Origin of the sequence: Enterobacter sp. CPE_E890 (assembly GCF_046521475.1) — a bacterium.
GTDB classification, from domain to species: Bacteria; Pseudomonadota; Gammaproteobacteria; order Enterobacterales; family Enterobacteriaceae; genus Enterobacter; species Enterobacter adelaidei.
This window is the reverse complement of record NZ_JBKFZW010000001.1, coordinates 3,474,462-3,499,026: the sequence shown is the minus strand read 5'-3', so window position 1 is coordinate 3,499,026 and position 24,565 is coordinate 3,474,462. Positions and strand designations below refer to the sequence as shown.

General features: G+C 50.1%; 23 protein-coding genes and 3 pseudogenes. 8 read left to right on the top strand and 18 right to left on the bottom strand.

What is annotated here, in order from left to right; genetic code table 11:
• Window positions 1–34 precede the first annotated feature (34 nt).
• Window positions 35–772 (bottom strand): DeoR family transcriptional regulator, encoded by a 738-nt coding sequence (locus ACLHV9_RS17205; RefSeq protein WP_044593432.1) that lies wholly within the window; start codon window positions 770–772, stop codon window positions 35–37.
• Window positions 773–1,032: 260 nt separating this feature from the next.
• Complete coding sequence (locus ACLHV9_RS17200) at window positions 1,033–1,917, bottom strand: GTPase family protein (RefSeq protein ID WP_007869717.1); 885 nt, start codon at window positions 1,915–1,917, stop codon at window positions 1,033–1,035.
• 81 nt (window positions 1,918–1,998) lie between these two features.
• Here ACLHV9_RS17200 and ACLHV9_RS17195 point away from each other — a divergent pair, with 81 nt between their 5' ends.
• Window positions 1,999–2,958, top strand: a complete 960-nt coding sequence (locus ACLHV9_RS17195; RefSeq protein WP_058691042.1) for a hypothetical protein — start codon at window positions 1,999–2,001, stop codon at window positions 2,956–2,958.
• Here ACLHV9_RS17195 and ACLHV9_RS17190 read toward each other — a convergent pair.
• Window positions 2,955–3,953: a hypothetical protein gene (locus ACLHV9_RS17190; RefSeq protein WP_015386466.1), complete on the bottom strand. Its 999-nt coding sequence runs from the start codon at window positions 3,951–3,953 to the stop codon at window positions 2,955–2,957. The two genes, ACLHV9_RS17195 and ACLHV9_RS17190, sit on opposite strands and share 4 nt — an antisense overlap.
• 229 nt (window positions 3,954–4,182) lie before the next feature.
• A complete protein-coding gene (locus ACLHV9_RS17185; RefSeq protein WP_044593897.1) occupies window positions 4,183–4,350 on the bottom strand; it encodes a helix-turn-helix transcriptional regulator in 168 nt (55 codons plus the stop codon).
• Window positions 4,351–4,908: 558 nt separating this feature from the next.
• On the opposite strand from ACLHV9_RS17185, the gene ACLHV9_RS17180 reads away from it, so the two are divergent.
• The 7 genes and pseudogenes from ACLHV9_RS17180 to ACLHV9_RS17150 all read left to right on the top strand — a co-directional run.
• Window positions 4,909–6,029 (top strand): IS3-like element ISSen4 family transposase gene (locus ACLHV9_RS17180; RefSeq protein ID WP_121528277.1). Its coding sequence is split into 2 segments (ribosomal slippage): window positions 4,909–5,167 and window positions 5,167–6,029, totalling 1,122 coding nucleotides; the frame shifts between segments, so codons are not numbered across the junction.
• A gap of 51 nt (window positions 6,030–6,080) precedes the next feature.
• Window positions 6,081–7,004, top strand: coding sequence for an IS5 family transposase (locus ACLHV9_RS17175; RefSeq protein ID WP_058689838.1), 924 nt, complete (start codon window positions 6,081–6,083; stop codon window positions 7,002–7,004).
• 55 nt (window positions 7,005–7,059) lie between these two features.
• Window positions 7,060–7,817: pseudogene (locus ACLHV9_RS17170) on the top strand (IS30-like element IS30 family transposase); the annotation flags it as partial.
• A gap of 83 nt (window positions 7,818–7,900) precedes the next feature.
• Window positions 7,901–8,341, top strand: coding sequence for a transposase (locus ACLHV9_RS17165; RefSeq protein WP_048994037.1), 441 nt, complete (start codon window positions 7,901–7,903; stop codon window positions 8,339–8,341).
• Complete coding sequence (tnpB, locus tag ACLHV9_RS17160) at window positions 8,338–8,688, top strand: IS66 family insertion sequence element accessory protein TnpB (RefSeq protein ID WP_004189161.1); 351 nt, start codon at window positions 8,338–8,340, stop codon at window positions 8,686–8,688. Before ACLHV9_RS17165 ends, tnpB begins: the two co-directional genes overlap by 4 nt.
• Before the next feature lie 30 nt (window positions 8,689–8,718).
• Window positions 8,719–10,311: an IS66-like element ISKox1 family transposase gene (locus ACLHV9_RS17155; RefSeq protein ID WP_058691233.1), complete on the top strand. Its 1,593-nt coding sequence runs from the start codon at window positions 8,719–8,721 to the stop codon at window positions 10,309–10,311.
• Window positions 10,312–10,342: 31 nt separating this feature from the next.
• A pseudogene (locus tag ACLHV9_RS17150) lies at window positions 10,343–10,498 on the top strand (IS30 family transposase); the annotation flags it as partial.
• 12 nt (window positions 10,499–10,510) lie between these two features.
• On the opposite strand, the pseudogene ACLHV9_RS17145 reads toward ACLHV9_RS17150, so the two are convergent.
• From ACLHV9_RS17145 to ACLHV9_RS17080, 14 genes and pseudogenes are all read right to left on the bottom strand, one after another.
• Window positions 10,511–10,768: pseudogene (locus tag ACLHV9_RS17145) on the bottom strand (transposase); the annotation flags it as partial.
• A gap of 74 nt (window positions 10,769–10,842) precedes the next feature.
• Window positions 10,843–12,342, bottom strand: coding sequence for a helix-hairpin-helix domain-containing protein (locus ACLHV9_RS17140; protein WP_032662300.1), 1,500 nt, complete (start codon window positions 12,340–12,342; stop codon window positions 10,843–10,845).
• 25 nt (window positions 12,343–12,367) lie between these two features.
• Window positions 12,368–14,005 (bottom strand): PP2C family serine/threonine-protein phosphatase, encoded by a 1,638-nt coding sequence (locus ACLHV9_RS17135; RefSeq protein ID WP_063928008.1) that lies wholly within the window; start codon window positions 14,003–14,005, stop codon window positions 12,368–12,370.
• Window positions 14,005–15,045 (bottom strand): TerY-C metal binding domain-containing protein, encoded by a 1,041-nt coding sequence (locus ACLHV9_RS17130; RefSeq protein WP_045899550.1) that lies wholly within the window; start codon window positions 15,043–15,045, stop codon window positions 14,005–14,007. The genes ACLHV9_RS17135 and ACLHV9_RS17130 overlap by 1 nt, the downstream gene beginning before the upstream one ends.
• A gap of 85 nt (window positions 15,046–15,130) precedes the next feature.
• Window positions 15,131–15,769 (bottom strand): vWA domain-containing protein, encoded by a 639-nt coding sequence (locus ACLHV9_RS17125; protein ID WP_013087240.1) that lies wholly within the window; start codon window positions 15,767–15,769, stop codon window positions 15,131–15,133.
• Complete coding sequence (locus ACLHV9_RS17120) at window positions 15,769–16,410, bottom strand: TerD family protein (protein ID WP_000116681.1); 642 nt, start codon at window positions 16,408–16,410, stop codon at window positions 15,769–15,771. Before ACLHV9_RS17120 ends, ACLHV9_RS17125 begins: the two co-directional genes overlap by 1 nt.
• 22 nt (window positions 16,411–16,432) lie before the next feature.
• On the bottom strand, window positions 16,433–17,071 hold the full coding sequence (locus tag ACLHV9_RS17115; RefSeq protein ID WP_024182867.1) for a vWA domain-containing protein: 639 nt from the start codon (window positions 17,069–17,071) through the stop codon (window positions 16,433–16,435).
• Between the two features lie 464 nt (window positions 17,072–17,535).
• Entirely contained in the window at window positions 17,536–18,003 is a 468-nt protein-coding gene (gene terW / locus ACLHV9_RS17110) for a tellurium resistance protein TerW (RefSeq protein ID WP_001176767.1), read from the bottom strand.
• 17 nt (window positions 18,004–18,020) lie between these two features.
• Entirely contained in the window at window positions 18,021–19,229 is a 1,209-nt protein-coding gene (locus ACLHV9_RS17105; protein WP_126325309.1) for a DUF4236 domain-containing protein, read from the bottom strand.
• Window positions 19,230–19,239: 10 nt separating this feature from the next.
• Entirely contained in the window at window positions 19,240–20,196 is a 957-nt protein-coding gene (locus tag ACLHV9_RS17100) for an HpcH/HpaI aldolase/citrate lyase family protein (RefSeq protein WP_000797367.1), read from the bottom strand.
• Window positions 20,196–21,275, bottom strand: coding sequence for a cysteine protease StiP family protein (locus ACLHV9_RS17095; protein WP_063928006.1), 1,080 nt, complete (start codon window positions 21,273–21,275; stop codon window positions 20,196–20,198). The genes ACLHV9_RS17100 and ACLHV9_RS17095 overlap by 1 nt, the downstream gene beginning before the upstream one ends.
• Window positions 21,262–22,050 (bottom strand): hypothetical protein, encoded by a 789-nt coding sequence (locus ACLHV9_RS17090; protein WP_049120898.1) that lies wholly within the window; start codon window positions 22,048–22,050, stop codon window positions 21,262–21,264. The genes ACLHV9_RS17095 and ACLHV9_RS17090 overlap by 14 nt, the downstream gene beginning before the upstream one ends.
• Window positions 22,043–23,185, bottom strand: coding sequence for a phosphoribosyltransferase domain-containing protein (locus ACLHV9_RS17085; RefSeq protein ID WP_001280115.1), 1,143 nt, complete (start codon window positions 23,183–23,185; stop codon window positions 22,043–22,045). The genes ACLHV9_RS17090 and ACLHV9_RS17085 overlap by 8 nt, the downstream gene beginning before the upstream one ends.
• 9 nt (window positions 23,186–23,194) lie before the next feature.
• On the bottom strand, window positions 23,195–24,253 hold the full coding sequence (locus ACLHV9_RS17080) for an ATP-grasp domain-containing protein (protein ID WP_126325310.1): 1,059 nt from the start codon (window positions 24,251–24,253) through the stop codon (window positions 23,195–23,197).
• Window positions 24,254–24,565: the final 312 nt, after the last annotated feature.

The window sequence follows — 24,565 nt, the reverse complement described above, 5'->3', positions numbered from 1 at the left end:
GTAATAGACAACAATGAAAGGGATGGCCTGATGGTCACCCCGTCGTGTTAGTTGCAGCAGGGCTCTTCTCCTCTGTTAAAGGTGGCGCAGAATGGGATGCAGCCATCACGTCGTGCATGACCGGGAAATGAGGCAGCGCCCGGATGAAGGCCACCTGACGGGTGAGTTGACATACCGTATCACGACGCTCGAAGCCCTCACTCAGGACGGTGATGGCGGTGATCCCGGACAGCGGCAGAACAACGCTCCTTCCGTGCTGCTCACCGACCAGATACAACGCTCCCTCAAGGAAAATAAGCCGGTACGGTGCCAGGTGTTCAGCCCGCACACCGTCAGCCAGTTCCCGGATGCACTGCTGCTGAATGATGGTATCGACCAGTCGGGAAAAGAGACCGGGGCGGACGGGGGCGCTTTCGGCGTCCTCCTGCCAGACCAGACAGGATGAGATATCCTCACTGTCCGTTAGCGTGTTTACCAAGCGAAGGTCCGTTTCTGGAAACACCTGCTGAAGCCCAACATTGCGCATAAAGCACAGGGTTCCCGGGGCACGCTGTGCCATACCGGGATCTGACAACAATCGGCAGTGCCCATGACGGTACTCAAGGTTCAGATATATCAGCCGCTCACGAAAATCGCGGCGCAGGGTGCGTACCGAGACACCAAACTCGACTGCCAGTGTCTTCACGCTCAGTGTTTCGCCTGCCAGCAGACGACTGATAATGAGAGACAGTCTGACCGCCAGTCGGTCATAGCGGTGCTCAGTCTGTGACATGGCATGTTCTCCATCGTGATGAACGTATTGAAAAAGATGTGATTACTGTAAACAGGGGGAGGGTCAGGGTATGGACAGGGCGAAAAATATTTTTATCACCCGTCAGTACCGTACGGGCTGCGGCACTGACTGTATTCAGTCTGTTTTTTAACCGGATACACCACACCTAAAATGGACAGGGTGTGTCCGGCAAACGGAGAGCGAATGCAAGGTGCACACATAGTGGTGCATTTGCTCACGGGATAACGGCATTTCAGCCGTCAGAAGAAAAACCGCCAGACACTGCGGGCAACAGAGACCACCGCACTAATCACGGTACTGACCACCGCATTCACTGCGGAGGGAAGGGACAGCTCCGACAGGGTGTGTGTCATCACGTCGCTGACCGTATCGCCAAAATCCTGTTGCGCCTGCGCCTCAATTTTTTGCGTGCGGTATTGTGGTCTGATGACCGAACTGACGGCACTGCTGGCGCGGGCAGGCAGTGAGCGAAACAGCACCTCCACCAGCTCAGGCAGATGCCAGCCAGTGGCTGCTGATACGGTGATCACCGGGAGTGCCGGGTGGTTGAATAACGAGCACACCGCGCGCTGCTTTTCCTTCAGGTGTTTTAACTGTTGCTCTGAAGGTTGATTAAGAAAGCCGCTCCATTCACGGGAAGGCTCGATTTTATCGGCTTGGGTCAGGACAAAAAGCACCTTATCCCTCCCAGCACTGCCTGGTGACAGCATCCGAAAATAAAAATCACAGTCGGGGGTCAGTGCCCGGTCATCGGCTTTAATCAGCCAGAGCACCAGGTCCAGCTCCGGCCAGATACGTTGATACAGTGCCTGATACTCTTCATCCCGCTCCGGGCTTTCGCCCACCCCGGGCAGATCAATCAGCGTCACCTGGCGTTCACCTGCCTGCAGCGTAAAACGCTGTGGCTCACGGGTACACGCAGTGGTATGACTGACGGCCGAGACCGTGCTGCGAAACAGTGCGTTACACAAACTCGACTTCCCAGCACCAGTCTTTCCCATTATGCCGATGATGGGCTGGTAATGAATAATGTCGTGCAGACGTTTAGTGACTTCCTCTGCAACATTGCTGGGCAGCAGACTAAGTGGCGAATACAGCTGATTTAATTCTTTATTGCATTTCATTATGTCACCTTATCAATTGATTAAGAAAGCATCGCTTGCCTCTGTCAATCTGGTGATATATATTTAAAGAAAATTTAAATCGTGAATAAAAAAATGAAAAGTCACAATCAAGAAAAAGCAAAAAAAGAAGTTCTGGAATTCATTAAAAAGAACAAAGCACTATACTCCAGGCGTATATCAACCTATAAAAAAGAAGAGTTAATGAATGCATTCTACTGCAGAGAGTTATTCTTTAACTGTGAAAGAGCAATCAAACGCATGGAAATAAACAGCATGGATTTTGATAATAAAAAGCTTTCTGACAGCCAAAAGAGAACTCTGCGAAACAAATTCATGCAAAACGATTCAAATAAGGAAAAGTTAAAAACGTTGTCAACACGCATCGAAAACCTTGATATTTTAAAGCAAGACAATGTGGATTTAATTATCTGGAAACAAAACCCCAGACAGGCTGTGCAAAAACTTACCTTTGAAAGGATTTTTAATGAATCCAGAAATGCACATCCCAGTATAAAGGAGCACATGCGTTTTCTTGAAGCATGCCATGCATGCTTCCCCTTCACTCCTAATGATTACCCTAATGCCCGAAGCGCCAATCCTGAGTTAAGCTCTGTTTTTAATAAAATCAATCATCTGACCAGCCAAATCATTCCAGATAATTATCCTTACTCAACTGAAATGGCCTCTTTATCTAATTTATGGATTACAATTGATCTTCGTTACTCTGATTATATTCTCTCCAGCCAAATTGCAGGCATCATCAAACTCGAAAGGCAGTCATATCCAAAACAAGTGCAAAATGATATAGATAATTGGCTGAGTTTTGAAACAATAAAAAGGAAATTGCTCACACTTGACACATTCGTTATCATCGATGCTTTAATATTGAGCGCAGCTAAAGGCGTAATCTTAAAAAACACTGAAATAAACAACTCACTTAATTCCTCAGGCACTGAGTTGCGTAATATCAAGAACGCGATCGATTATTTCATGGATATACTTAGCGATGAACTTGATAATAATGAATTCACACCTCACTAGCATTTGCGAATCCACCTCGGATAGCCCTCATCGGAAATGTAGGAGGGTTTAACCGCAAAAAACTTCGCATAAATGTCTAATATACTCTCTTTAGCAGACGCAGGATCGCTAACAGATATTGACAGGTGTTTTTTACAATACCGCCTAAACAGAGATAGTGAAGAAAAAAGCGCACGTACCCTTAACATTGTTTTCTTCCCATTTTCCATTACCCACACGAACCTCTTAATTCTGGATAAAAAGCGTTCAGGATCGCCTCGCAAATAAGCATGAAAGAAAGCAAGTGCAATCATATCAAAGTAGCAGGTAATAAAAGTGACACGCTTACCTTTAAACTTAATTATTTTGTTTCGAAAAAGCTTACATATGTATTTCAGACAATAAAGGATGGTTCTTTCTTTTAAGCGAATCAGTTCCGCATTCAATAGATCAAAAATAAAAACCTGGTTGAAAACTGCGTCAGCATTTAAATATCTGCTTTGTCCATTTTTTATTCTTGGCAGCTTGCCAATTTTACAAAACAATGCATTAACTTCATCGTCTGAATAATTTCTAACGATAGAATTGATGAGACTATGCGGCATATCCTTCCTTTTCTTACTTAGAGAATGACCATTAAACATCTCAAAAGCATCATTTTCAGGGATTTTATCTTTATTCATTTTGTTTATAAATGAAGGTGCAATCATAATGTTCTCTGGTACATTCATCCCTCCTTTTGAATTTGGATACTTATGACTTAAATCCAGCTTAATAAATGGAGTTAGTTTGTGTTCATTTTTTTTGCAGTTGCCTCGTATTTTCTTTTTCAAAAAATGGCTACATGGAATCTGTAATCGGGATTTAATTCGGTATAGTGAAATGATGTTGGCGATATCCTCAAGACCGTTAATTGAATTCAATTGCAATGGATTGTTTTTAATAAACCCCTCTGTGTTAAGCCAGTACGAGTGATTATGGATTTCAGTTTTATCAGAATCCTTAAGGGTTCTCATACCAATCCCTTTGCATTTATTTGAGCAAAATTTATTATTTCTCGTTTCAGAGAAATTAGCACCACAAACTTTACAGCGAATGTCTTTCTTTACATTCCTTTTTCGGCTCAATTCCTTCCGTCTATTAAAGTGGATATAACAAAGCCTGACACCATATTCATAGCTAATAGATGCTATATTCTCTTTGCACCCTTTTCTGCAACATATTGCCATTACATACCGTCCATGTTCACTTCACGCGGTTTTCCAACCATTCGTGTATGTCACTTAGCCTCCAACGAGAACTTCTGCCAAGTTTTATTGGCTTCATAAATTCTCCGTCCTGAATTTGCTTATAAATCCATTTATCAGTGACTTTCAGCGTTGCTGCGATCCACTTCATATCTACAAGTTGCATGTCATTGTTTTCACTTCTTTCCACACTGTTCTCCTGATGTGCCGCCCTTTCGCAAGATACTGGCTGTATAGGGCCACAAAGTGCAGGCAAAAGATCGCTCTAGAAATTGTCTTGACAATTCACTTCAGTTGCGAACTAGAGGGGAGGAAACGATTGATGGTGTAGTCTTTGTAAGATGCTCCGATAAAACCGCCTAAGTTGATCATGCAAAATGATCAAATGAGACCTGCCATTAAAGTAAAAATGGTAAGATTCAGGTTGCTACCCACGCAGCATTTACTAGTATTTAAATCTTACAAACAGATCAAGATTGGAATATAAATTCAAACATTAATTAAAAACCCAGCCAATCAAACCAAATAAATAAAAATTAAAGATATATTTAAAGTCAGCGTAACCGATATATGGACAGCTATATCAAACAACATCTTGCTGCAGATTGCTGAACATTGATTGCATGTTGAATGGAAGGCATCAGCTATACCACTGACCTGCTCCCCGTTGATTAGTACACCCCGATGTTAGTAATGTCTTCATAAGCCACATGAGGACATCCCCATGAAGAAGCGTTTTTCCGACGAACAGATCATCAGTATTCTCCGCGAAGCCGAAGCTGGGGTACCCGCCCGTGAACTCTGCCGCAAGCATGCCATTTCCGATGCCACGTTTTACACCTGGCGTAAGAAGTATGGCGGTATGGCGGTGCCTGAAGTTAAGCGCCTGAAGTCGCTTGAGGAAGAGAACGCCAGACTCAAGAAGCTGCTTGCCGAAGCCATGCTGGATAAAGAGGCGCTTCAGGTGGCTCTTGGGCGAAAGTACTGACGACAGACCAGAAGCGGGAAGCCGTGATGTTGATGTGTGATGCGACCGGTCTGTCGCAACGTCGTGCCTGCAGGCTTACAGGTTTATCCCTGTCGACCTGCCGCTATGAGGCTCACCGTCCGGCTGCTGATGCGCATTTATCAGGGCGCATCACTGAGCTGGCACTGGAGCGCAGGCGTTTTGGCTACCGTCGTATTTGGCAGTTGCTGCGCCGTGAAGGGCTTCATGTTAATCATAAGCGCGTGTACCGGCTTTATCACCTCAGTGGCCTGGGCGTAAAACGCAGAAGACGTCGTAAAGGGCTGGCAACAGAACGTCTGCCGCTGCTCCGTCCGGCGGCGCCCAATCTGACCTGGTCGATGGATTTCGTCATGGACGCACTTTCCACCGGTCGCAGGATCAAGTGTCTTACCTGCGTCGATGATTTCACAAAGGAATGCCTGACGGTCACTGTTGCCTTTGGGATTTCAGGCGTTCAGGTCACGCGTATTCTGGACAGCATTGCACTGTTTCGAGGCTATCCGGCGACGATAAGAACTGACCAGGGGCCGGAGTTCACTTGCCGTGCACTGGATCAATGGGCCTTTGAGCATGGTGTTGAGTTGCGCTTAATCCAGCCGGGCAAGCCAACGCAGAACGGATTTATTGAGAGCTTTAACGGACGATTTCGCGATGAATGTTTGAATGAGCACTGGTTCAGCGATATCGTTCATGCCAGGAAAATTATTAATGACTGGCGGCAGGATTATAACGAATGCCGCCCGCACTCCACGCTGAATTATCAGACACCGTCTGAATTTGCAGCGGGCTGGAGAAAGGGTCATTCTGAGAATGAAGATTCCGACGTTACTAACTGAGTGTTGTATCTAATCGTGGGGGCAGGTCATCCCGACAACACAGACCATTCCGTGGCAAAGCAAAAGTTCAGAATCACCAACTGGTCCACCTACAACAAAGCTCTCATCAACCGTGGCTCCCTCACTTTCTGGCTGGATGATGAGGCGATTCAGGCCTGGTATGAGTCGGCAACGCCTTCATCACGAGGAAGGCCCCAGCGCTATTCTGATCTCGCCATCACCACCGTTCTGGTGATTAAACGCGTATTCCGGCTGACCCTGCGGGCTGCGCAGGGTTTTATTGATTCCATTTTTGCCCTGATGAACGTTCCGTTGCGCTGCCCGGATTACACCAGTGTCAGTAAGCGGGCAAAGTCGGTTAATGTCAGTTTCAAAACGCCCACCCGGGGTGAAATCGCACACCTGGTGATTGATTCCACCGGGCTGAAGGTCTTTGGTGAAGGCGAATGGAAAGTCAGAAAGCACGGCAAAGAGCGCCGTCGTATCTGGCGAAAGTTGCATCTTGCTGTTGACAGCAACACACATGAAGTTGTCTGTGCAGACCTGTCGCTGAATAACGTCACGGACTCAGAAGCCTTCCCGGGCCTTATCCGGCAGACTCACAGAAAAATCAGGGCAGCCGCGGCAGACGGGGCTTACGACACCCGGCTCTGTCACGATGAACTGCGGCGTAAGAAAATCAGCGCGCTTATCCCGCCCCGAAAAGGTGCAGGTTACTGGCCCGGTGAGTACGCAGACCGCAACCGTGCCGTTGCTAATCAGCGGCTGAGCGGAAGCAATGCACGGTGGAAATGGACAACGGAATATAACCGTCGCTCGATAGCGGAAACGGCAATGTACAGAATGAAGCAGTTGTTGGGAGGTTCACTGACGCTGCGTGACTACGATGGTCAGGTAGCGGAAGCTATGGCCATGGTGCGTGCGTTGAACAGGATGACAAAGGCTGGGATGCCAGAAAGCGTGCGTATTGCCTGAAAATCCAGCCAGCTACAGGGTCGTTCGCACGAAATCTTATTTATTCAACAAAGCCGCGCTGAATCGCAGTCCTTCGACGATCTCACGTGAAGTTCAGCGTAATCGGGGCAGACGCTATTACAAAGCTGTTGATGCTAATAACCGAGCCAACAGAATGGCGAAAAGGCCAAAACCGTGCTTACTGGATCAAAATTTACCATTGCGAAAGCTTGTTCTGGAAAAGCTGGAGATGAAATGGTCTCCAGAGCAAATATCAGGATGGTTAAGGCGAACAAAACCACGTCAAAAAACGCTGCGAATATCACCTGAGACAATTTATAAAACGCTGTACTTTCGTAGCCGTGAAGCGCTACACCACCTGAATATACAGCATCTGCGACGGTCGCATAGCCTTCGCCATGGCAGGCGTCATACCCGCAAAGGCGAAAGAGGTACGATTAACATAGTGAACGGAACACCAATTCACGAACGTTCCCGAAATATCGATAACAGACGCTCTCTGGGGCATTGGGAGGGCGATTTAGTCTCAGGTACAAAAACTCTCATATAGCCACACTTGTAGACCGAAAATCACGTTATACGATCATCCTTAGACTCAGGGGCAAAGATTCTGTCTCAGTAAATCAGGCTCTTACCGACAAATTCCTGAGTTTACCGTCAGAACTCAGAAAATCACTGACATGGGACAGAGGAATGGAACTGGCCAGACATCTAGAATTTACTGTCAGCACCGGCGTTAAAGTTTACTTCTGCGATCCTCAGAGTCCTTGGCAGCGGGGAACAAATGAGAACACAAATGGGCTAATTCGGCGTAAGCGTCAAGTCACTGCCGCCTGTGATTCCAGTCCCGGGATCGCTAGCTTAGAGCTCCGTCTAATTTAGAAGGAGCTCTGTTTATGGAAAATGCTGCCAACTGGCGAACTGAATCGCGTACCGTCTATTCCAGTGACTTCAAACTTCGGATGGTCGAACTGGCTTCACGACCAGATGCCAACGTCGCACAACTGGCGCGGGAACATGGCGTTGATAATAATCTCATTTTTAAGTGGCTACGCCTCTGGCAGAGAGAGGGGCGAATCTCTCGTCGAATGCCTGCAACTATCGTGGGGCCGGTGGTACCTCAATCTCTTCCGGCTTCTCCGACTCTGTTGTCCGTCGACGTTATCAACGACCCGTTGCCCGCAGCAGAGAATGACACTCTGTGTACGTTCTCCTCCGCTCACGCCAGCGCCACTTCCTGTCATGTTGAGTTCCGCCACGGCAAAATGACGCTGGAGAACCCGTCGTCAGAGTTGCTGACTGTGCTGATCCGCGAATTGACCGGGAGGACACCATGATATCCCTCCCGTCAGGCACCCGCATCTGGCTGGTCGCCGGGGCCACGGATATGCGTAAATCCTTCAACGGGCTGGGCGAACAGATACACCACGTTCTGGATGAGGATCCCTTCTCCGGCCATCTGTTTATCTTCCGGGGACGCCGTGGCGATACCGTGAAAATACTTTGGGCTGATGCTGATGGTCTGTGCCTGTTTATCAAACGCCTGGAAGAGGGACAGTTCGTCTGGCCTGCTGTACGCGACGGCAAAATCGCGATCACCCGCTCACAACTTGCCATGCTCCTTGATAAGCTGGACTGGCGCCAGCCAAAAATATCCCGCCTTAACTCACTGACAATGTTGTAAAAAAATCATAACCGCATTATAAAAGCGGTTATGAATCACGACTATCTCGCCCGTATCGCTGCGCTGGAAGACGCGCTTCGCCAGAAAGACAGTCAGCTCAGTCTCGTTGCAGAGACTGAGTCGTTCCTGCGTTCTGCACTGGCCCGCGCAGAAGAGAAAATAGAGAACGAAGAGCGCGAGATAGAGCATCTGCGGGCACAGATAGAAAAACTGCGTCGAATGTTGTTCGGTACCCGCTCCGAAAAACTTCGCCGACAGGTTGAAGAAGCCGAAGCCCTGCTGAAACAGCAGGAGCAGCAAAGCGATCGCTACAACGGACGGGAAGACGATCCGCAGGTACCTCGCCAGTTGCGTCAGTCCCGCCATCGTCGCCCGTTACCAGCACATCTTCCCCGCGAGATACATCGGCTGGATCCTGCGGAAACCAGCTGTCCGGAATGCGGCAGCAGTATGGCGTACCTCAGCGAAGTCAGCGTGGAGCAGCTGGAACTGGTCTCCAGCGCCCTGAAAGTGATCCGCACGGTCAGGGTGAAAAAGGCCTGCACCCGATGTGACTGTATCGTTGAAGCACCTGCGCCATCACGTCCCATCGATCGGGGTATCGCCGGGCCGGGTCTGCTGGCCCGCGTGTTAACGGCCAAATACTGCGAACACCTGCCGCTGTATCGCCAGTGCGAAATCTTTGCCCGTCAGGGCGTGGATCTGAGCCGGGCTCTGCTCTCCAACTGGGTGGATGCATGTTGCCGGTTAATGGCCCCGCTGGATGAGGCCCTTTACCACTACGTGATGGACTGCCACAAACTGCATACGGATGACACTCCGGTTCTGGTGCTTGCACCGGGCAGAAAGAAGACGAAAACCGGGCGTATCTGGACGTATGTACGTGACGACAGAAGCGCAGGTTCATCAGATCCGCCAGCGGCATGGTTCGCCTTCTCGCCAGACCGGCAGGGAAAACATCCTCAGCAACACCTTCGCCACTATCATGGTGTGCTGCAGGCGGATGCCTTCGCAGGCTACGATCGGTTGTTCAGTCCGGAACGTGAAGGAGGGCCGCTGACAGAAGCCGCATGTTGGGCCCATGCCCGCCGAAAAATCCATGATGTCTATATAAGCACTCACACAGCGACAGCGGAAGAAGCCCTGAAACGTATCGGTGAGCTGTACGCGATAGAAGAAGAAATACGCGGCCTCACGACAGAAGAGCGTCTGGCAGCCAGACAATCGCAAAGCAAACCACTGCTGGCATCGCTGCATGAATGGCTGGTAGAAAAAAATGAGACGCTGTCGAAAAAGTCCCGTCTGGGCGAAGCGTTCGCTTATGTCCTGAACCAGTGGGATGCGCTGTGCTACTACTGTGAAGATGGCCTGGCAGAGCCTGATAACAACGCTGCCGAACGAGCCCTTCGTGCCGTCTGTCTTGGGAAAAAGAATTTTATCTTCTTCGGCAGCGACCACGGTGGTGAGCGCGGAGCCCTGCTGTACGGACTGATCGGGACGTGCAGGCTGAATGGTATCGATCCGGAAGCCTACCTTCGCCATATCCTGAGCGTACTGCCGGAGTGGCCCAGCAACAAAGTGGCCGAACTGCTGCCATGGAACGTGGTTCTTACCGATAAATAACCGTCAATACGGCGCTCACTTAACGCTTACAATTCGGCAGTACTTTCCTAAAAAGACATGTCTTGCCCAATATACTCAACATGAACTAGATCTGGTTGCTGCTCAGCTAAACAACAGACCGAGAAAGACACTGAAGTTCAAAACACCGAAAGAGATAATTGAAAGGGGTGTTGCATTGACAGATTGAATCTACAGTAGCCTTTTTTAATATTTCATTTTCCATTTCAATACGTTGTAGCTTTTTCCTGAGCTCACGGATTTCAATTTGTTCCGGGGTAATGGGGGAGGCTTTTGGTGTTTTGCCCTGCCGTTCATCACGTAATTGTTTCACCCATCGCGTCATTGTGGAAAGGCCGACATCCATAGCGCTGGCTGCATCTGCCACGGTGTAGTTCTGGTCAACGACCAGTTGAGCGGATTCGCGTTTAAACTCTGCGCTGAAATTTCTTTTTTTCATTATGACACCTGTGTTGTTCTGAGGTGAGCATATCACCTCTGTTCAGGTGGCCAAATTCAGTAAACCACTTCACGTTAGTTTTCTACTAACTGAACGACGACTAGCCTGCCGCCTTCCTCCTTTGACAGAACAAACTGAGCGTTATTCGTCAGTTCAATTTTTTCACCAATGGCAATCTGTCGTTTATCCGGTAATGACATAAGCCCATTTATGCCTTCATTTACTAACCACCACTGATCGTTATGGAAAACAAAATACCCAACTCGTTTCCTTTGTGCATCGGTTGTGCGCTCATTTGGCGCAATGAGGCGATTCACATGCCACGCATAGATTGACTGCCCGCTCCACACCATCAACCGGTGATCGTCAGGACGATAACTGCCTTCCTTTCGGGATGAATATAAATTTAGAACCGGTAATTTACCCTTGTATGGCGTACCGCAGTAGGGACAAACCGGCTTTGTCTTACCTGAGAAAACGTACCATTTCTGTTCACACGCCTTGTTCTGGCAGGGCTGTATCAGATCGACTGTTTTAACCAGGGCACTTTCCCACTCATCGGCGGTCGGGCGTTTAGTGGCATCGTGTAAGCCATCAATAAAGGCGCGTTCAAACAAAGGCGTCAGATAAGGGCCCATGATGGTGTAAGGAATTTTCTCCGGGTCAGCCCAGGGCAGTGAAAAGGAGGATAGCTGACTGACTTTGACTGCATTGCTTTTGTCTGTCGGATGTTCAATGAAGAGTGCCTTCTCACCCATAGATAAGGTCTCATCACGTACTTCATCCGACATGTCATGTATTTTTCCGCCACGTAGCGGATGACGGAAGAACAGATACATGTAGATAAGCACCGACAGCGCATGACGGTCAGTAGAAATGCTTGGCAATACGCGGTTCGGATCCTCTTTGGAAAGATGGCTGGTTTTCACCACTTCCGGAGCGATAAAATCCGGGGTGCCCACGACGTCGGGAGGATACTTTCCAGGGACAACCAGGCCGTCTACGTCAATGATGCAGGCATGTCCCATTTCTGGATCGATAAGCACGTTTTTATAGCTTAGATCGCTGTGACAGAGACCTGCCGCATGCATCCTTCTGACGGCTCTTGTTAGCAGCAGACAGACCTTGAGATAGGTAAGCGTATTGCCTCGTTCACGTGGGTCGAGAAATTTATTCTGGTTGCTGGCGCTGGCAAACCATTTGCCTTCCTTTTCACGGCCTTTTATGCCAAGAAAATCATCGTTTTTAGAGCCGTATTTAAAGAAAAAGTAGCTTTTGTAGGTTGGAACCACGATGCCGATTTTATCCCCATGCTCAACAACGTGGGTCGGCCAGCAAAACAGGTCCTTCCAGTATTCACCTCCGGACTGGCCAAAAATGTTTTGCCTGTAGCGTCCGGTGATCATATCAATCCGATCCCGGGCCTGCTCGTTCTGCGGTTTATGATAAAAAGCGACGACGTATGATTTATCAGGCGAGAAGTAAACATCCTTCATCGAGCCCGAACCAATTACCTCGTCAACATACTGGACTGTTTCGCCGTCCTTTGTTTTGCACGTAACAATATTTGCCATATTGATCACCGAAGAAGCGTATGCCTTACCACAACACCGCAATAGTGCGGTCATCGTGGTTCCCTGTGGAGAAAAAGTTAAGCCAGTCGCCTAACCTCTCAGGCGCAATACTGGCGTCTGTAAGGACAGGGATGAGCTCATCAAGGAGACGGGTCCATTTTTCGTCACTGCGAAGCCCGTTATCTGTCTCAAACAGAGGGTCTGATACGCCATCTGTCATGAGGATCAAGTGAGATACATCATTCCATTTACCCACGCTGATGCGGCCGCTAAACGAGGGGTCTGCGATAATGCTCTGGTCAAGAAAGCGGGTTTGTCCTGCGTATTCTCCGCTATCGGGATTTCCCAGTATCCTGACTTTACCGGAAGGGCTGTATGCACCTATCGCACCATCACCAAGCCAGAATGCAGCCGCAAACAGCTCATTATCAGTTCGTAGCGCTACAGTTGCCAGTAGGGTTGTTGAATAGGATTTCACAGGTTGTTCTGCACAAATGGCTTCGTTCTGGATACTGTTGACCGCGAGCGTAGCTGCCTGTTTAAAATGATGAAGCATGGCGTTTATGGTTGCCTGCTGATCGCTCCCTTCCCACGCCGTGATGTGCTGCTTTAGATGGACGCCTTTCAAACCACTGAGCTGATTGAAAAGGTAATCGCCAGCCGTTTGGACTGCAATCCGGGAGCCTTCCCGGGAATTTACCGCACTACCGGCCCCGTCTGCGACCAGCATGACAGACCATCCTGTTTCCTGGCAGTGGTTGATATAGAAGTCGTCATCTCTGAAGCTCCCGGCATGCTCATGAGATCGTCCCCGGCGACTGGCGGCAGCAATACGTATGTCACCCTTGACCAGGCCAGCAGCGTCCAGATGGGACTTAGGGTAGGAAGCGCCTGCTGGTGGCTCTACCACCTTCCACAGGCTTCTCGGATCGGGATTGACTATAAAAAGCTGTTTTGTTTCGCATTCGTCGTGCGAAGCGCATGACCAGAGTACTGAAAGCTCTATATCGCCGCTTTCGGTGGGTGTACCTGTCAGCAACTTATGCTCTTTGTCAAAGGTCAGGCCAATGTTCCTGGGAAAGACAACGTCCCTGACAGTAGCCTGCTGGCCCTCATCCAGAACTATAGCAACCGGCGAAGAGAAACGTTCGCCTGCGCGGGCGTTGGGAATAACTATTTTAGCTCTCGGGGGAACGGCAGGTGGCACAGCTAATCCGGCCCGCTGCTGGCCTGTCGGTATCTGCCCGGGTTTTAATACCAGGGAAGACAGGTTTTCGTCTTCCCTCTGTGCTGGTTTATCAAATTCGTAATAAGGCATCAGCTTCCAGAACGGAGGATGAGGTTCATTTTCTGGCAGGGGTTGCAGTAATGGTGTATCGGTAGCGTCAATGCCCGGGTTATCTGCATCACTTACGACCGTTTGTTGCTGATCGGAAAGGCTGGATGCTGACGAGGGGGCGATCTCTGCGTCGTTATAACCTTCGCTAACCCGCGCAGATAAACCCTGTGCAAGGCTCTCAATCCGCTCTTTAAGCCGCATAATCTCTTCAGTAAGGGAAGGGTCGTGCGATAGAAGAAAAAGCCGCTCACCTTCTACAGGGTGGCCCAGCTCAGACAGCACTAAGCGGATAATCTTCTCTTCAAGTAAAGCATTTTGCGACATCAACCTCTCCCTCTGTTTACGTCGAAGTTAGTGTTTCCGCCATCATTGCTGAATGACAGGCCTGTTTCACACCACGGGCAGATCACGTCATCCGGGCCGTCAATGCACAGCAATTTTCCGCATGAGCACAGGGCAAACGCACTGGCATTACCGCAGTGAGGGCAACCCGGTACGCCATGCAGTTCGCTGGTGTTTACCTGCAAACCGGTAGCGGTGGCATCTGACCATGCAAAATAGTCCTCATCGATGGGATAGCATCCGGCAATATTAAAGCTGTTCAGGTTCAGGCTGAAATCGAGCCCGGAAATCCTTGCTGGTGGCCGTTCATACTTCATCAGATACGGACGACGGGTCTTGCTGCAACGGCCGGTAAGCGTAACGCAGTTTTCGTCGTACGCTTTTACTGGCTCGTCCTTGGCCAGCCGGACTATGTATTCAGTCTGGCTGAGCTCAGGTTGTTTGTCGTCTCCGACGCTGCGGCTGTGCGCCGTAACCGAGGCTGTGATCCATTTGATGAAGCGGGTAAAGTCCCCTTCCTGAGACTCGGTGAACAGCATGACATTCTCTGTCAGTTGCCGCAGGGTATTCAGGTCCGCTGACGGCCCCAGGCCAACGGCAATGAGATTCACTTTACTCGCGTAGTGATCCTTCCAGCGCTTCACTTCTGCGGTTGTGTCGTCAGTCGGACGTCCGTCGGTAAGGAGATACACGACGGGTTTCCAGTCGCCTTTAGCCTCATGAGTGGTTTTTCTGACCTGGGTATCAATTTGTACGGTCAGCTCACGCAATGCGGCCCCAAGGCTCGTACCGCCGCCAACGGGAAGGCGGGGAGGGTAGAACGAGGCAATTTCGTGAAGAGGTACAATCGTACGGGCTACACCGGCAAATGCGATTACCGAAACCCAGGCTGTTTCAAGTGCGTGTGGATCCTTTCTTAAATCTCCGACGATCATTTGCAGACCATCAGTCATTTTTTTCAGGTTTTCACCAATCATGGACTCTGAACAGTCCAGGACAAAAAACACGGGAAGGCGTCTCATAATTTTCCTCGTACGGCTGGTACGGCCAGCAGAAAACGTTGCTGTACAGAAAGGTGCTGCCCGGAAAGCAGCACCTTTCTGTCTGTCAGAGCACCAGCTGGATTTCTGGTGGAGGAGGGGGAAGGGTATCAGTTCCGTTATTGATCCCCGCGCTTGTGCTGCCGGAAGACACGCTGGCCGATACCCATTTAAAGAAACCTGCAAACGCGGTTGAATCTAGCGTCTCCAGAGACACAACCTTATCGGTGAGCTGTTTTAAGTGCTCATGGCCTGCTTTAGGACCAACGGCGCAGGCAATGATGGATCCGAATCCCCGGCCGCGAATCGCTTTTACCGCTTCACCGTACGCCAGGGCATCAGAAGGGGTTCCATCAGTCATCAGGAATACCAGAGGACGCCAGTCTCCTTTTGTATCACCATCTGAGCGACGTACATCCCGTTCAACACACTGCATCAGACATTCAAGGGCAGCACCGGTGAACGTCCCGCCTGCGCTTGGCACAACGATGTCAGAAAACTGGAAGTCTTCCAGCGGCGTGAGAGGAATGAACTCACGCGCCCCATTGTCATAGGTGATAATGGAGATATGAACGCTTTCGAGGGCGTAGGGATCCTGGCGAAGAGCGCTAAGCATCGCCTGAATTCCAACGTTAACGGAATGGATGGACTCACCGCGCATCGACCCGGATGTGTCGATAACAAGGTAAACAGGCAGGCGGCGCATCACATGTAATTCCTCAGGTGCGAGACAAACGAATCTGATTCTGAAGGCTCACCAATTGCCCTGAGTTTCCAGCCTGTAGCCTCGCGTATCAGCTCGGCAAAAACCATGGAGCGCTGGCTGGCGAAGGCGGGTCCGCCAGAAAGATCGAATCGTGCCATTTCAATATTACGGGCATCTACTGCCCGGATGAAGGCATTCTGAACTTTTCCAAAGTGCTGCTGGAGCTTTTCACCATTGTAGATCTGAACGATGAACACAATTTTCTCGTACTGAGCGTCAAGGGAATTCAGGCGCACAATAATTTGCTCATCGTCACCGTCACCGGCTCCGGTTCGGTTATCGCCCGTCAGCCAGATATTGCCTGACTTATGGCGAAGGCTGTTGAAAAAGATGATATCGCCATTCACAAGCGTTGGTTTACCATTTTCCACATTGCCGAGATCGGTCACCTTTCCGGCTGAATTACACAGGAAAGCGATCACATCAAGGTCGTATTCTTCTTCTTTTTTACCAAAGATCCCGCCGAGGAAACCTTTTTTTTCCTCATTAATATCCCAACCGAGGCCGATAGTAACGGACGAGAGATCGTATTCATTTTTTTTCAGGCTTACGCCCTGGCCTTTGCTCAGACTGACAGACATGACATCCCCTTAATCAATAAAATTATAAGACCACATTTACTTCTGGCGGCGGCGGTGGCAGGTCTTCAAGACCGATCACTTCTTTTTTGCTGGACTCCACTTTCTGACTGCCTACCGAAATGCTCGCACTGACCCATTTAAAGAAGGCTTTGATCGTCGAACTGTCAGCTGTATCGAGCTGAACCACGATTTCAGTGATTTCTTTGAGGACGCTGGTATCGGCATCATGCCCGGCTGCACATGCCACAACAACGCCGGTTCTGGCCGCTTTAAAGTCATTCAGGCCTTTGCGCCAGTCATCATTCGGACTTCCATCCGTCATCAGGAATACAAGGGGACGCCAGTCACCTTTAGTGTCAGCCGTCGTTTTCTGTACTTCTTTGGCAATGGAGCTGGCCGTGAGGGAAAGCGCTTCGCCAAGAGACGTGGTGCCGCTGGCTGTTAGTGCTGGCATCTGGAAACTCAGGAGGTCTGTCAGGGGGACTGCCTGTCGGGCTATAGAATCAAAGGTGATCACTGACACGTGAGCCGTTTCGAGTGCATACGGATCCTGTTTCAGCGTGGTAAGCAGCGTCTGAACGCCATTTTTAACCGCTTCGATAGGCTCTCCGTGCATAGAGCCGGACGTGTCGAGTAGCAGATATACGGGTAAGCGTCTCAAATGTAATTCCTTCTTAAGAGATCGGAAGAGGAGAGTAGTTTCAGGAAGAGGCCAGGGTTTGTTGATTTGATAAAACGGCACGACATCTGTCGGGTGGAGATTAAATATTCAGAAGCGGCATTATAGAAATAAGTTAACCACCATTGAATTACCGACATGTGAATGGCCCCTTATCAACAGAAAATAGCTCAGACTGGACTGGAATATAAGGTTACTGAAAAAAACTCCGGCAAAAATAAACTGTCTTATGTATGAAAATCATCATACATCACAGATCTGCATGAATGGAGTGTAAATCGCCCAAAGATTGATGTGTAGCACAAGAGGATGTCAAGACACCAGCTTTTGTAGGCAGTAAGGCGCTGCTGACATTGCGGGAGGAGAATAGACCAAAACTACGTCACGCCAATACAGAGGTGAAATATGACAAAACCGGAGTTTTCACCCCGGTCTGAGATTTAGCGTCAGGACTTTTTAGCGCTGTATTCCTTTATCAGTTCATCAACGGAGTGCAGAGCCAGCTTCTCTACGGCTTCACTTCGGGTCGAGCCACTCAGCGCAGCCAGACGGTCAATTTTTCTTAAGATCCGCATGCGTAGCGATAATGACACGGCTGTTTTTTTATCCTTATCGAGTACGACCTTCCCTGTAGACTCACCGGTTTTCAGTTCAGCATTCTGTGCGAGCGCTTCATTCATCCGGCGGAGGGTCTTTTTATCCAGCTGGCCCGGATTAACGAGATGGTAGGAATGACCTGCCTTGCTGTATTTGATCTCCGCAGAATATGACTCGCGTAGCTCTTTGAGGGCCCGGGTTAATGTCGGCTCTGAGCATTCCAGACTGGTTATAATGTCGGCAGCGGAAACGGGCTTGCCGGTGCCCAGTAAGTTGGCAAGCTTAAAAATCCGGGCCTGTCTGGTATTTAATTGCATCGTAAGATTTAGCCTGCTTAAAGGGTTAGTGGTTCAATAGGCTGAAAAATGAAGGTACTGCTCATCTTTCGAATAACCGGGTCATCGCCTAACGCTTCAACCGGATCAATGTGTTCTATGCCTGCAAAATTTACTGACGACATCTGGCTACGAGTGCATTTGCAGGACAGGATATACTCATCCTCCAGATAGCCGGTCCGTTTACTGACCCGTTGCGTAAAGCCTGACACAATCACGTTGTCGAACGGTAGCGTATGTAAAACGATACCGACCAGGCGGAACAAGCAGCCATGGACGTGGCGGGCATAGTTTTCGCGTACGGCTTTTTGCGTCATGGCTTTTTCCGTCAGCTCCGTGCCCCGGGCATTAACGCCGTAAATCTTATCAGGGAAATCTTCAATCTCAGCTAAATCAACGTCCAGCAGGACTGCTGATAGCTCCGGCTTTACTTCAAATGCAACAAGCGTTTCACGCGGCCATTCAGTTTCTGCCAGCACACCCGCCAGGTATGATTCGAAAAACGCGGCGTCTGTGCGGAACTGCTGCCGGGCATCTGCCTGAGCCGTGGCGAGCCGTTTTTCATGTTCTTCAGCCTCAAACTTCCAGTTTGCATACTGTTCGGCCCAGGCCGTCCGTTGTTGCTGGTACCGGTGCTGTCGAAGGGTATTCTCACGCTCCACATCAATCAGCTCCTGCTGCCACCTGCGAAGGTTTTCGGCGTGGCGCTCAGCTTTAGCTGATTCCGATTCAAACCATTTACCCAGAAAACTAATGCCTTCGCTCTCGGCAGGCTTTTCCGGCAATGCAAGGTAGTCTGGCTTTTCTGGACGCACCGGTGCCGGAAGCTGAAAAGGCGACGTTCTGTTATGCAGGTATACTGCTTCCAGCTCTGCCCAGCTGATGCCTGTTTTGGGATCCGGCGTCAGCTCGTGAATATTACGGATTGCGGTCACCGCTGACATGAGATCAGCGGCTGCCTGCTCAAGCGCCTGTCTGAGCCCCGGGTCGGTAGCCGTCCGGTTCCCACCTCCGGAACGCGCGGCCCGGTCAAGCCGGGTACGGTAACTCAGCCCGGTACCGGGCAAGCCCAGATTGGCATAGGTCCCCCGGCTTCCAAAAGAAACGGAAGCACCTCTCGTCCCGACACTCAGGCTCGGTGCACCGTTACTCAGGTTGAGGCGAACACCAGGAATAATGTTGATCGACTTTCTGAACCTGAACCCCATTATGATTTCCTTAATGATGCTGGGTCACGGTAAGTAATCTGATTCCATCAGCGCTTTGCTCGTTCTGTAACCCATAAAAACGAGCTCTGTCCAGAATGCCAGCCGCCCAGCGGCGATGTGTGGCGGGTTCACACATTGCTCCCTGCGACTTAAACACGGCCTGGGTAGAGTTCAGGATCCGCAGAGCGTCAGAATGCTCACCCTGAGTGACCATCAGCGCGTTTTGAATGACCTCTATCTGACCCGGGTGAATGGCCGTTTTCCCAACAAGCCCATGTGCCATATCAAGAGCCAGCTCTCTGGCCATAACGGCATGATCGTCAATATGCTCACATACGGGCGCGGTCAGGGCAAAATCACGCGGGCCGAAGACCGAAACGAGCATTTTGATGACGTAGCCCATCGGGCTGTCATACAGCGTCAGGTCCCGGGGACGGCGAAGCGACACAACGTTCATAAGATCGTTGCCGCCGATTCGAAGCGCAATAATGCGGTCGTGGCAGGGATGTTCCACCAGATGGGTGGCCAGCTCGCGCATCTGAACCACGTCAAAGACGTCTTCTGTTTCCAGCGTTGGCATCATGCACAGGTGAGTCCCGCCCATGATATCCCACCATTCAGCTAACGAACTGAGGGTAAATTTCGGCAACACAAACCCGTCGACAGCGGAAAGATCATAATGCGCTTTTAACCATCTGCCCATTTCGGCATGCCGGGGGCGAATGAACACCAGAGGCCAGTCATTTTTACCCAGGCTACGCATGCTGTTACTGAGCTCGTGCAGCAGGTGCTCCAGATTTTTGAGGGCGACGGGGATGTCTGCTTCACTGACAGCATCCTCCAGGCAAATTACCAGAGAGCGCAAACCCGGGATTTTCCCATGCAGGACGGCATCAGCAATATCTTCCCGTGTTGCAGGCATGTATAGCGTGGCTCCCAGATTCCAGGGAGAAAGACGATTTTTCATCAGAGTACCTTCTTGATAATGGTTACAGCCCGATACTGGCCGAGGGTTCCCCCCATTTCTGTAACAACTATTCCCTTTTCACGAGCAAGCCCTACAAGCAAGGCAACGTCCGGGTCGTCAATAGAACGCACAAATACATGGTCCGGTACCCGACGTAATACAGCCCGGGTTGCTTCAGCAATACCGGGTTTAATACGATTGACGCTGTCCACTTTAAATTCATCGGCCAGGAACGCGATAACGTCGCGACTTGTCTGCCACAAGGTCCGGGCTGACTCCGTATTCCAGCTCAGGGGAGCGAGGGATGTCGGTGTTAACTTCTTACGGAAATGAGCGACGGTATCGACAAGCATCCGGCTGCATTCGAATTCACTGAGATGCTCGCAAACCATGCACCCATGTAATCCTTCAGAGGACCATACTGACCGGGAGATAAGGCCTGACACCGGCGCACCCATGATGCCAAAAGGAATGAGCCAGTCATCATCACTGGCTGCAAGCCAGGAGCAGCCACAGGGATCGGCCAGGACAACCAGTCGCGGCTGCTCAGGATAGCCCGGGCGATCTTTCAGTGCGCGTACAAGCTCTCCGGTAATTGCGCCTTTACCTGTCCATCCGTCAACAAAGACAATACCGCTGGTACCATGCCGCTCTTCAATGACGTCGAGGGCTGCACCGTCAATTCCACGATCCCGGATGATGCTGATACCGTAATGCCATGAGGTTTTCCCCATGTCACGCAGGGCCTGGTGCAGCATAACGCCGAGCGGCACGCCAGCCCTGACAAGACTGGCCAGTACAATGGGCTCATCACCGAAGCGTTCGGCCAGAGCAATAGCGAGCTGTGTGACTTCTTTTGCAAGCCTCTCTGCGCCCCGATCCAGCGCCCGGTGAAACAAATCAAGATGCCATTGTGTTGGCGCTGGCTCCTGGCTGAGCATGTCTGAATAATGTTTCTTCCCGGACTGAATCAGCTCTTCTTTTTGATCAACCGGCGTCATCTCAATGACAACCGGCTTTAGAAGAAATTCCACGTCACCGGGCTGGTATGAGCCGGTAAATGTTTCATGTGGCTGCATTTTCATTTTCTCCAAAAATTCGCTGTGAAATGGCATCTGCAAACTGACTCTGACGCGGGATGCCAAACCAGCTGCACAGTTTCATAAAACGATGATCGCTCAGGCTGTCGCCCAGACCAATTACGGGGAAAACGCCGCGTTCAGCCCGAAGTTTTTCAAGCAGCCAGCTGACGGCCAGCCCTTTCTCAACCGGGGTGGGAAGCCAGGCCACGTTATTACTGTTGCGGTGGATATAGAAGCCCTCGGTCGGAAACACCGTTTCTATCTCATCTGCAATGGCATTGAGCTCGTCAAGGCGGGTGCTGTCGCGGTGTTTCATCACCATATAAACCGCCGTTTCACCGTATTCGAAGTTCAGTCTTGCCCAGGCATTAATCCCTTTTGCGTCCATCATTTCAGTGATCAGACGCTGCATCGATGTCAGCTTTTCCTGATAGGGAGCCAGCTGGCCGAGCATATGGGCCTTCCACTCCTCGTCGGGGTTGCCTTCAGGCGTGAGAATGACGGCCCCGTGCGTGGTGATTGCCCAGGAGTGGAAAGGGATCCGTACGCGGCTGATTTCTTCAGTTCCCCGTGCGGTAACGGGAATGAGTTCAGCCTGCTCCAGAAGCCAGTCCACTAACATGGACTGTTCTTCCGTCATAAAGCTTCGTGGATTCAGGGTGCGATCAACGGCACCGGTACGGAATGGCTCCAGGGCCAGCTCGTCCACCATTTTACGACGGGTCTGAAAGAGCGTGTCGTCAAGGTCGCTCAGAACAACGGGTTTATTCATAGGTAACAATCTCCACGACGGCCGCAACCTCAGCCAGCGCTTTAAGAAGCTGCGTGTCAATACTTTCTGCGGGTGTCTCAGTACACACAAGAATGCGGTCAAACTGCTGGTGGGCGACGTTATAGACAAAATTGGGGATGCCCAGCCCGTAGTTATCCGTAAAGGAAATGGCGGACTCAATGGCATAACCAACGGCGATAGGGGAGCGGGTGGTCGATCCATAAAATGCCTGTGCTCCGGCAGCTTCGAGCCGTTCAGCAAGCAGGAACGGCTCCCAGACGAATTCCCCGGTCCCGAGAACCAGAATACGTTCCCCCTTGTGGACGGAGACCTCATGGCCGAGATCGGCCGCAGGTGCGAGCATCCCCAGTCGGCCCCAGGACTGTTTTCCCTGGATGTCCCATTCTCCTCGTGAAGTTACGTTGACTTTCGGCATGTCCGGGACAGGTGCATCAGGTAATGGGGTCCATCCCCACTTACCGCTTACAAGAGAAACCGAAGTGACTGGTAAGGTGCTGCGCTCGGACAAGGCTTTGCCACTCCAGTCGGTAAGCGTAACGGCTATAACCTGTTCAATATGTTGAAGCTTGCCGGTATTACGCAGGGCAGAAAGCAGGTTAATAAAGGTATTACCGGTGGTTGCCTCGTCATCAATCAAAACCAGCGTTCGTGCGTTGGTAACACGACGTCTTTTCTCTTCATCATCTGGCAGATAGATCAGATGATCGGTGGCGTGGCTGTGTTCTTCCTTGAACTCGCAAAGCAACGTGCCATCAACCGGGTGACGGGTAGAGGTCAGATAGACAGATTCAGGATGCTGGTGGCGCACTTCATCAAATACACCGGCCCCAAGCCCAACGGCGGTTTCAGCCATACCGATAAACAGTACGGGTCCTGTCAGTGTCGAGGGGAACTGGCTGGCAAGCTGTCTGTAGGCCTGCCGCATGACTGAGGGTGGCACGGGAATGTGCCTGCCGAGTACTTTGCTGACAAACAGAAAGGCGCGTTTCGGGTTACGTCTTTCAGCGATGTCAAACAGGTCATCGAGCGAAACTTCACCCTGGTCGCGGGTTACCTGAATCGTACCGCATGAGAGGGTACGGCGATAAATCATATCTTCGAGGATATCAGACATAAATACGCCTTAATTCAGAAGGTTAGAGAGTGATTCCGGGTATACAATTACATCCGTAATGGATCTCACCGCAACCGGAGAAAAGGTGTTTTTAGCGCTCTGGCGCACCATATCTTCAGACATCAGACCGAGCTTAAAGGCAGCAAATAACCCAGGAAGGTTCACCCCGCTGTGAAGGGTATAACCCACCCCCCCTGACGGACGCATGTTGGTTTCAAGCAGCACCGGGTTGCCATTCACATCGTTTCGCGTCTGAACATTCACCAGCCCGTCGGCCTTCATAACCCTGGCGCAGTCACACGCCAGTTCCCAGGCGCTTCCTTCGTTTACCAGATACTGGATAACCCCTTCCTTACGGCGTCCCACGGCTGCGAGTATTTCGCCCTTATCCGCGAGGATATCGACGGAAAATTCCGGGCCTGGCAGGTACGGCATCAAAACAAGGGGTTTAAACGACTCAGCAGCTGATGCTGCTGCAATATACTGTTGCGGACTGACCAGACGATGTTCGGGATGATTAAAGACGGCCATAGGCGAAGCACTGTCATCAAAGCGCCAGAATCCCATGCCATAGATACCCGTCACCGGCTTCACGCATACCGGGCTGTCAGTGAACGGCGGGGCCGCGAGGTGTGTTTTTAATTCTGCCAGCGTATTCACCCGCCAGGATGGTACGACCGGGAGACCCTTTTGCTCCATAAACTGAGCAAAAGTAACTTTTTCGTCAGCCAGAGTTAACCAGTCGACGCCCGTTGCACCGGTAGTAAGGGTGGCACCGGTCGATTCAATGGCTGAACGGTGTTCTTCAAACCACTGGCTGTTACGGCCAGTATGAATATGGTGGATGCCGTAGGACTGAATGGTTTCCTGGATAAACTGAAGACGTTTTTGAGGATCTTCAGGTTCAGTCAAAGAATAGTCGGCAACGGAAAGGATTTCATTTCTTTCGTTACGGTGGGAGGCAAAAACGGTAATGGCAAAATTATTTTTTTGTGCAAATGATTTTACCCCCTGAATAATATCTCGCTGGGAGGATAAACCTTCCATAAACCAAATTTTCTTGTTCATTTTTTTTAATTATCCGGAACGCCATGCAAATTTATGATTGAGAAGTGAGTCTATGAGTGCCTAAGCTACATGTCAATCATAATATGATTAATAACTTCTGTGGTTATGGAGTGAGTCGTTAATTTTTGGATTCCCGATAAAGTATTGATATTTAAATTAAACATAGAAAATTAACACCCTGAAAAGATTTTCTTTTTGTGTTTTTACAGAAAACCACCAAAATTTCCCTTGTCAGAGAACTTCATCATGATATGATTTTCTTCGTCAGTTAATAAACAACCCTTTGATTGTCTCGGTCATTACCATTTTAAG

Bases quoted from the DNA above. Each gene is read 5' to 3' on its own strand.
- ACLHV9_RS17205 (WP_044593432.1), bottom strand. From the start codon at position 772: ATGTCACAGACTGAGCACCGCTATGACCGACTGGCGGTCAGACTGTCT.
- ACLHV9_RS17200 (WP_007869717.1), bottom strand. From the start codon at position 1,917: ATGAAATGCAATAAAGAATTAAATCAGCTGTATTCGCCACTTAGTCTG.
- ACLHV9_RS17190 (WP_015386466.1), bottom strand. From the start codon at position 3,953: ATGAGAACCCTTAAGGATTCTGATAAAACTGAAATCCATAATCACTCG.
- ACLHV9_RS17185 (WP_044593897.1), bottom strand. From the start codon at position 4,350: ATGCAACTTGTAGATATGAAGTGGATCGCAGCAACGCTGAAAGTCACT.
- ACLHV9_RS17165 (WP_048994037.1), top strand. From the start codon at position 7,901: ATGGAAAATGCTGCCAACTGGCGAACTGAATCGCGTACCGTCTATTCC.
- tnpB (WP_004189161.1), top strand. From the start codon at position 8,338: ATGATATCCCTCCCGTCAGGCACCCGCATCTGGCTGGTCGCCGGGGCC.
- ACLHV9_RS17155 (WP_058691233.1), top strand. From the start codon at position 8,719: ATGAATCACGACTATCTCGCCCGTATCGCTGCGCTGGAAGACGCGCTT.
- ACLHV9_RS17140 (WP_032662300.1), bottom strand. From the start codon at position 12,342: ATGGCAAATATTGTTACGTGCAAAACAAAGGACGGCGAAACAGTCCAG.
- ACLHV9_RS17135 (WP_063928008.1), bottom strand. From the start codon at position 14,005: ATGTCGCAAAATGCTTTACTTGAAGAGAAGATTATCCGCTTAGTGCTG.
- ACLHV9_RS17130 (WP_045899550.1), bottom strand. From the start codon at position 15,045: ATGAGACGCCTTCCCGTGTTTTTTGTCCTGGACTGTTCAGAGTCCATG.
- ACLHV9_RS17125 (WP_013087240.1), bottom strand. From the start codon at position 15,769: ATGCGCCGCCTGCCTGTTTACCTTGTTATCGACACATCCGGGTCGATG.
- ACLHV9_RS17120 (WP_000116681.1), bottom strand. From the start codon at position 16,410: ATGTCTGTCAGTCTGAGCAAAGGCCAGGGCGTAAGCCTGAAAAAAAAT.
- terW (WP_001176767.1), bottom strand. From the start codon at position 18,003: ATGCAATTAAATACCAGACAGGCCCGGATTTTTAAGCTTGCCAACTTA.
- ACLHV9_RS17105 (WP_126325309.1), bottom strand. From the start codon at position 19,229: ATGGGGTTCAGGTTCAGAAAGTCGATCAACATTATTCCTGGTGTTCGC.
- ACLHV9_RS17100 (WP_000797367.1), bottom strand. From the start codon at position 20,196: ATGAAAAATCGTCTTTCTCCCTGGAATCTGGGAGCCACGCTATACATG.
- ACLHV9_RS17095 (WP_063928006.1), bottom strand. From the start codon at position 21,275: ATGCAGCCACATGAAACATTTACCGGCTCATACCAGCCCGGTGACGTG.
- ACLHV9_RS17090 (WP_049120898.1), bottom strand. From the start codon at position 22,050: ATGAATAAACCCGTTGTTCTGAGCGACCTTGACGACACGCTCTTTCAG.
- ACLHV9_RS17085 (WP_001280115.1), bottom strand. From the start codon at position 23,185: ATGTCTGATATCCTCGAAGATATGATTTATCGCCGTACCCTCTCATGC.
- ACLHV9_RS17080 (WP_126325310.1), bottom strand. From the start codon at position 24,253: ATGAACAAGAAAATTTGGTTTATGGAAGGTTTATCCTCCCAGCGAGAT.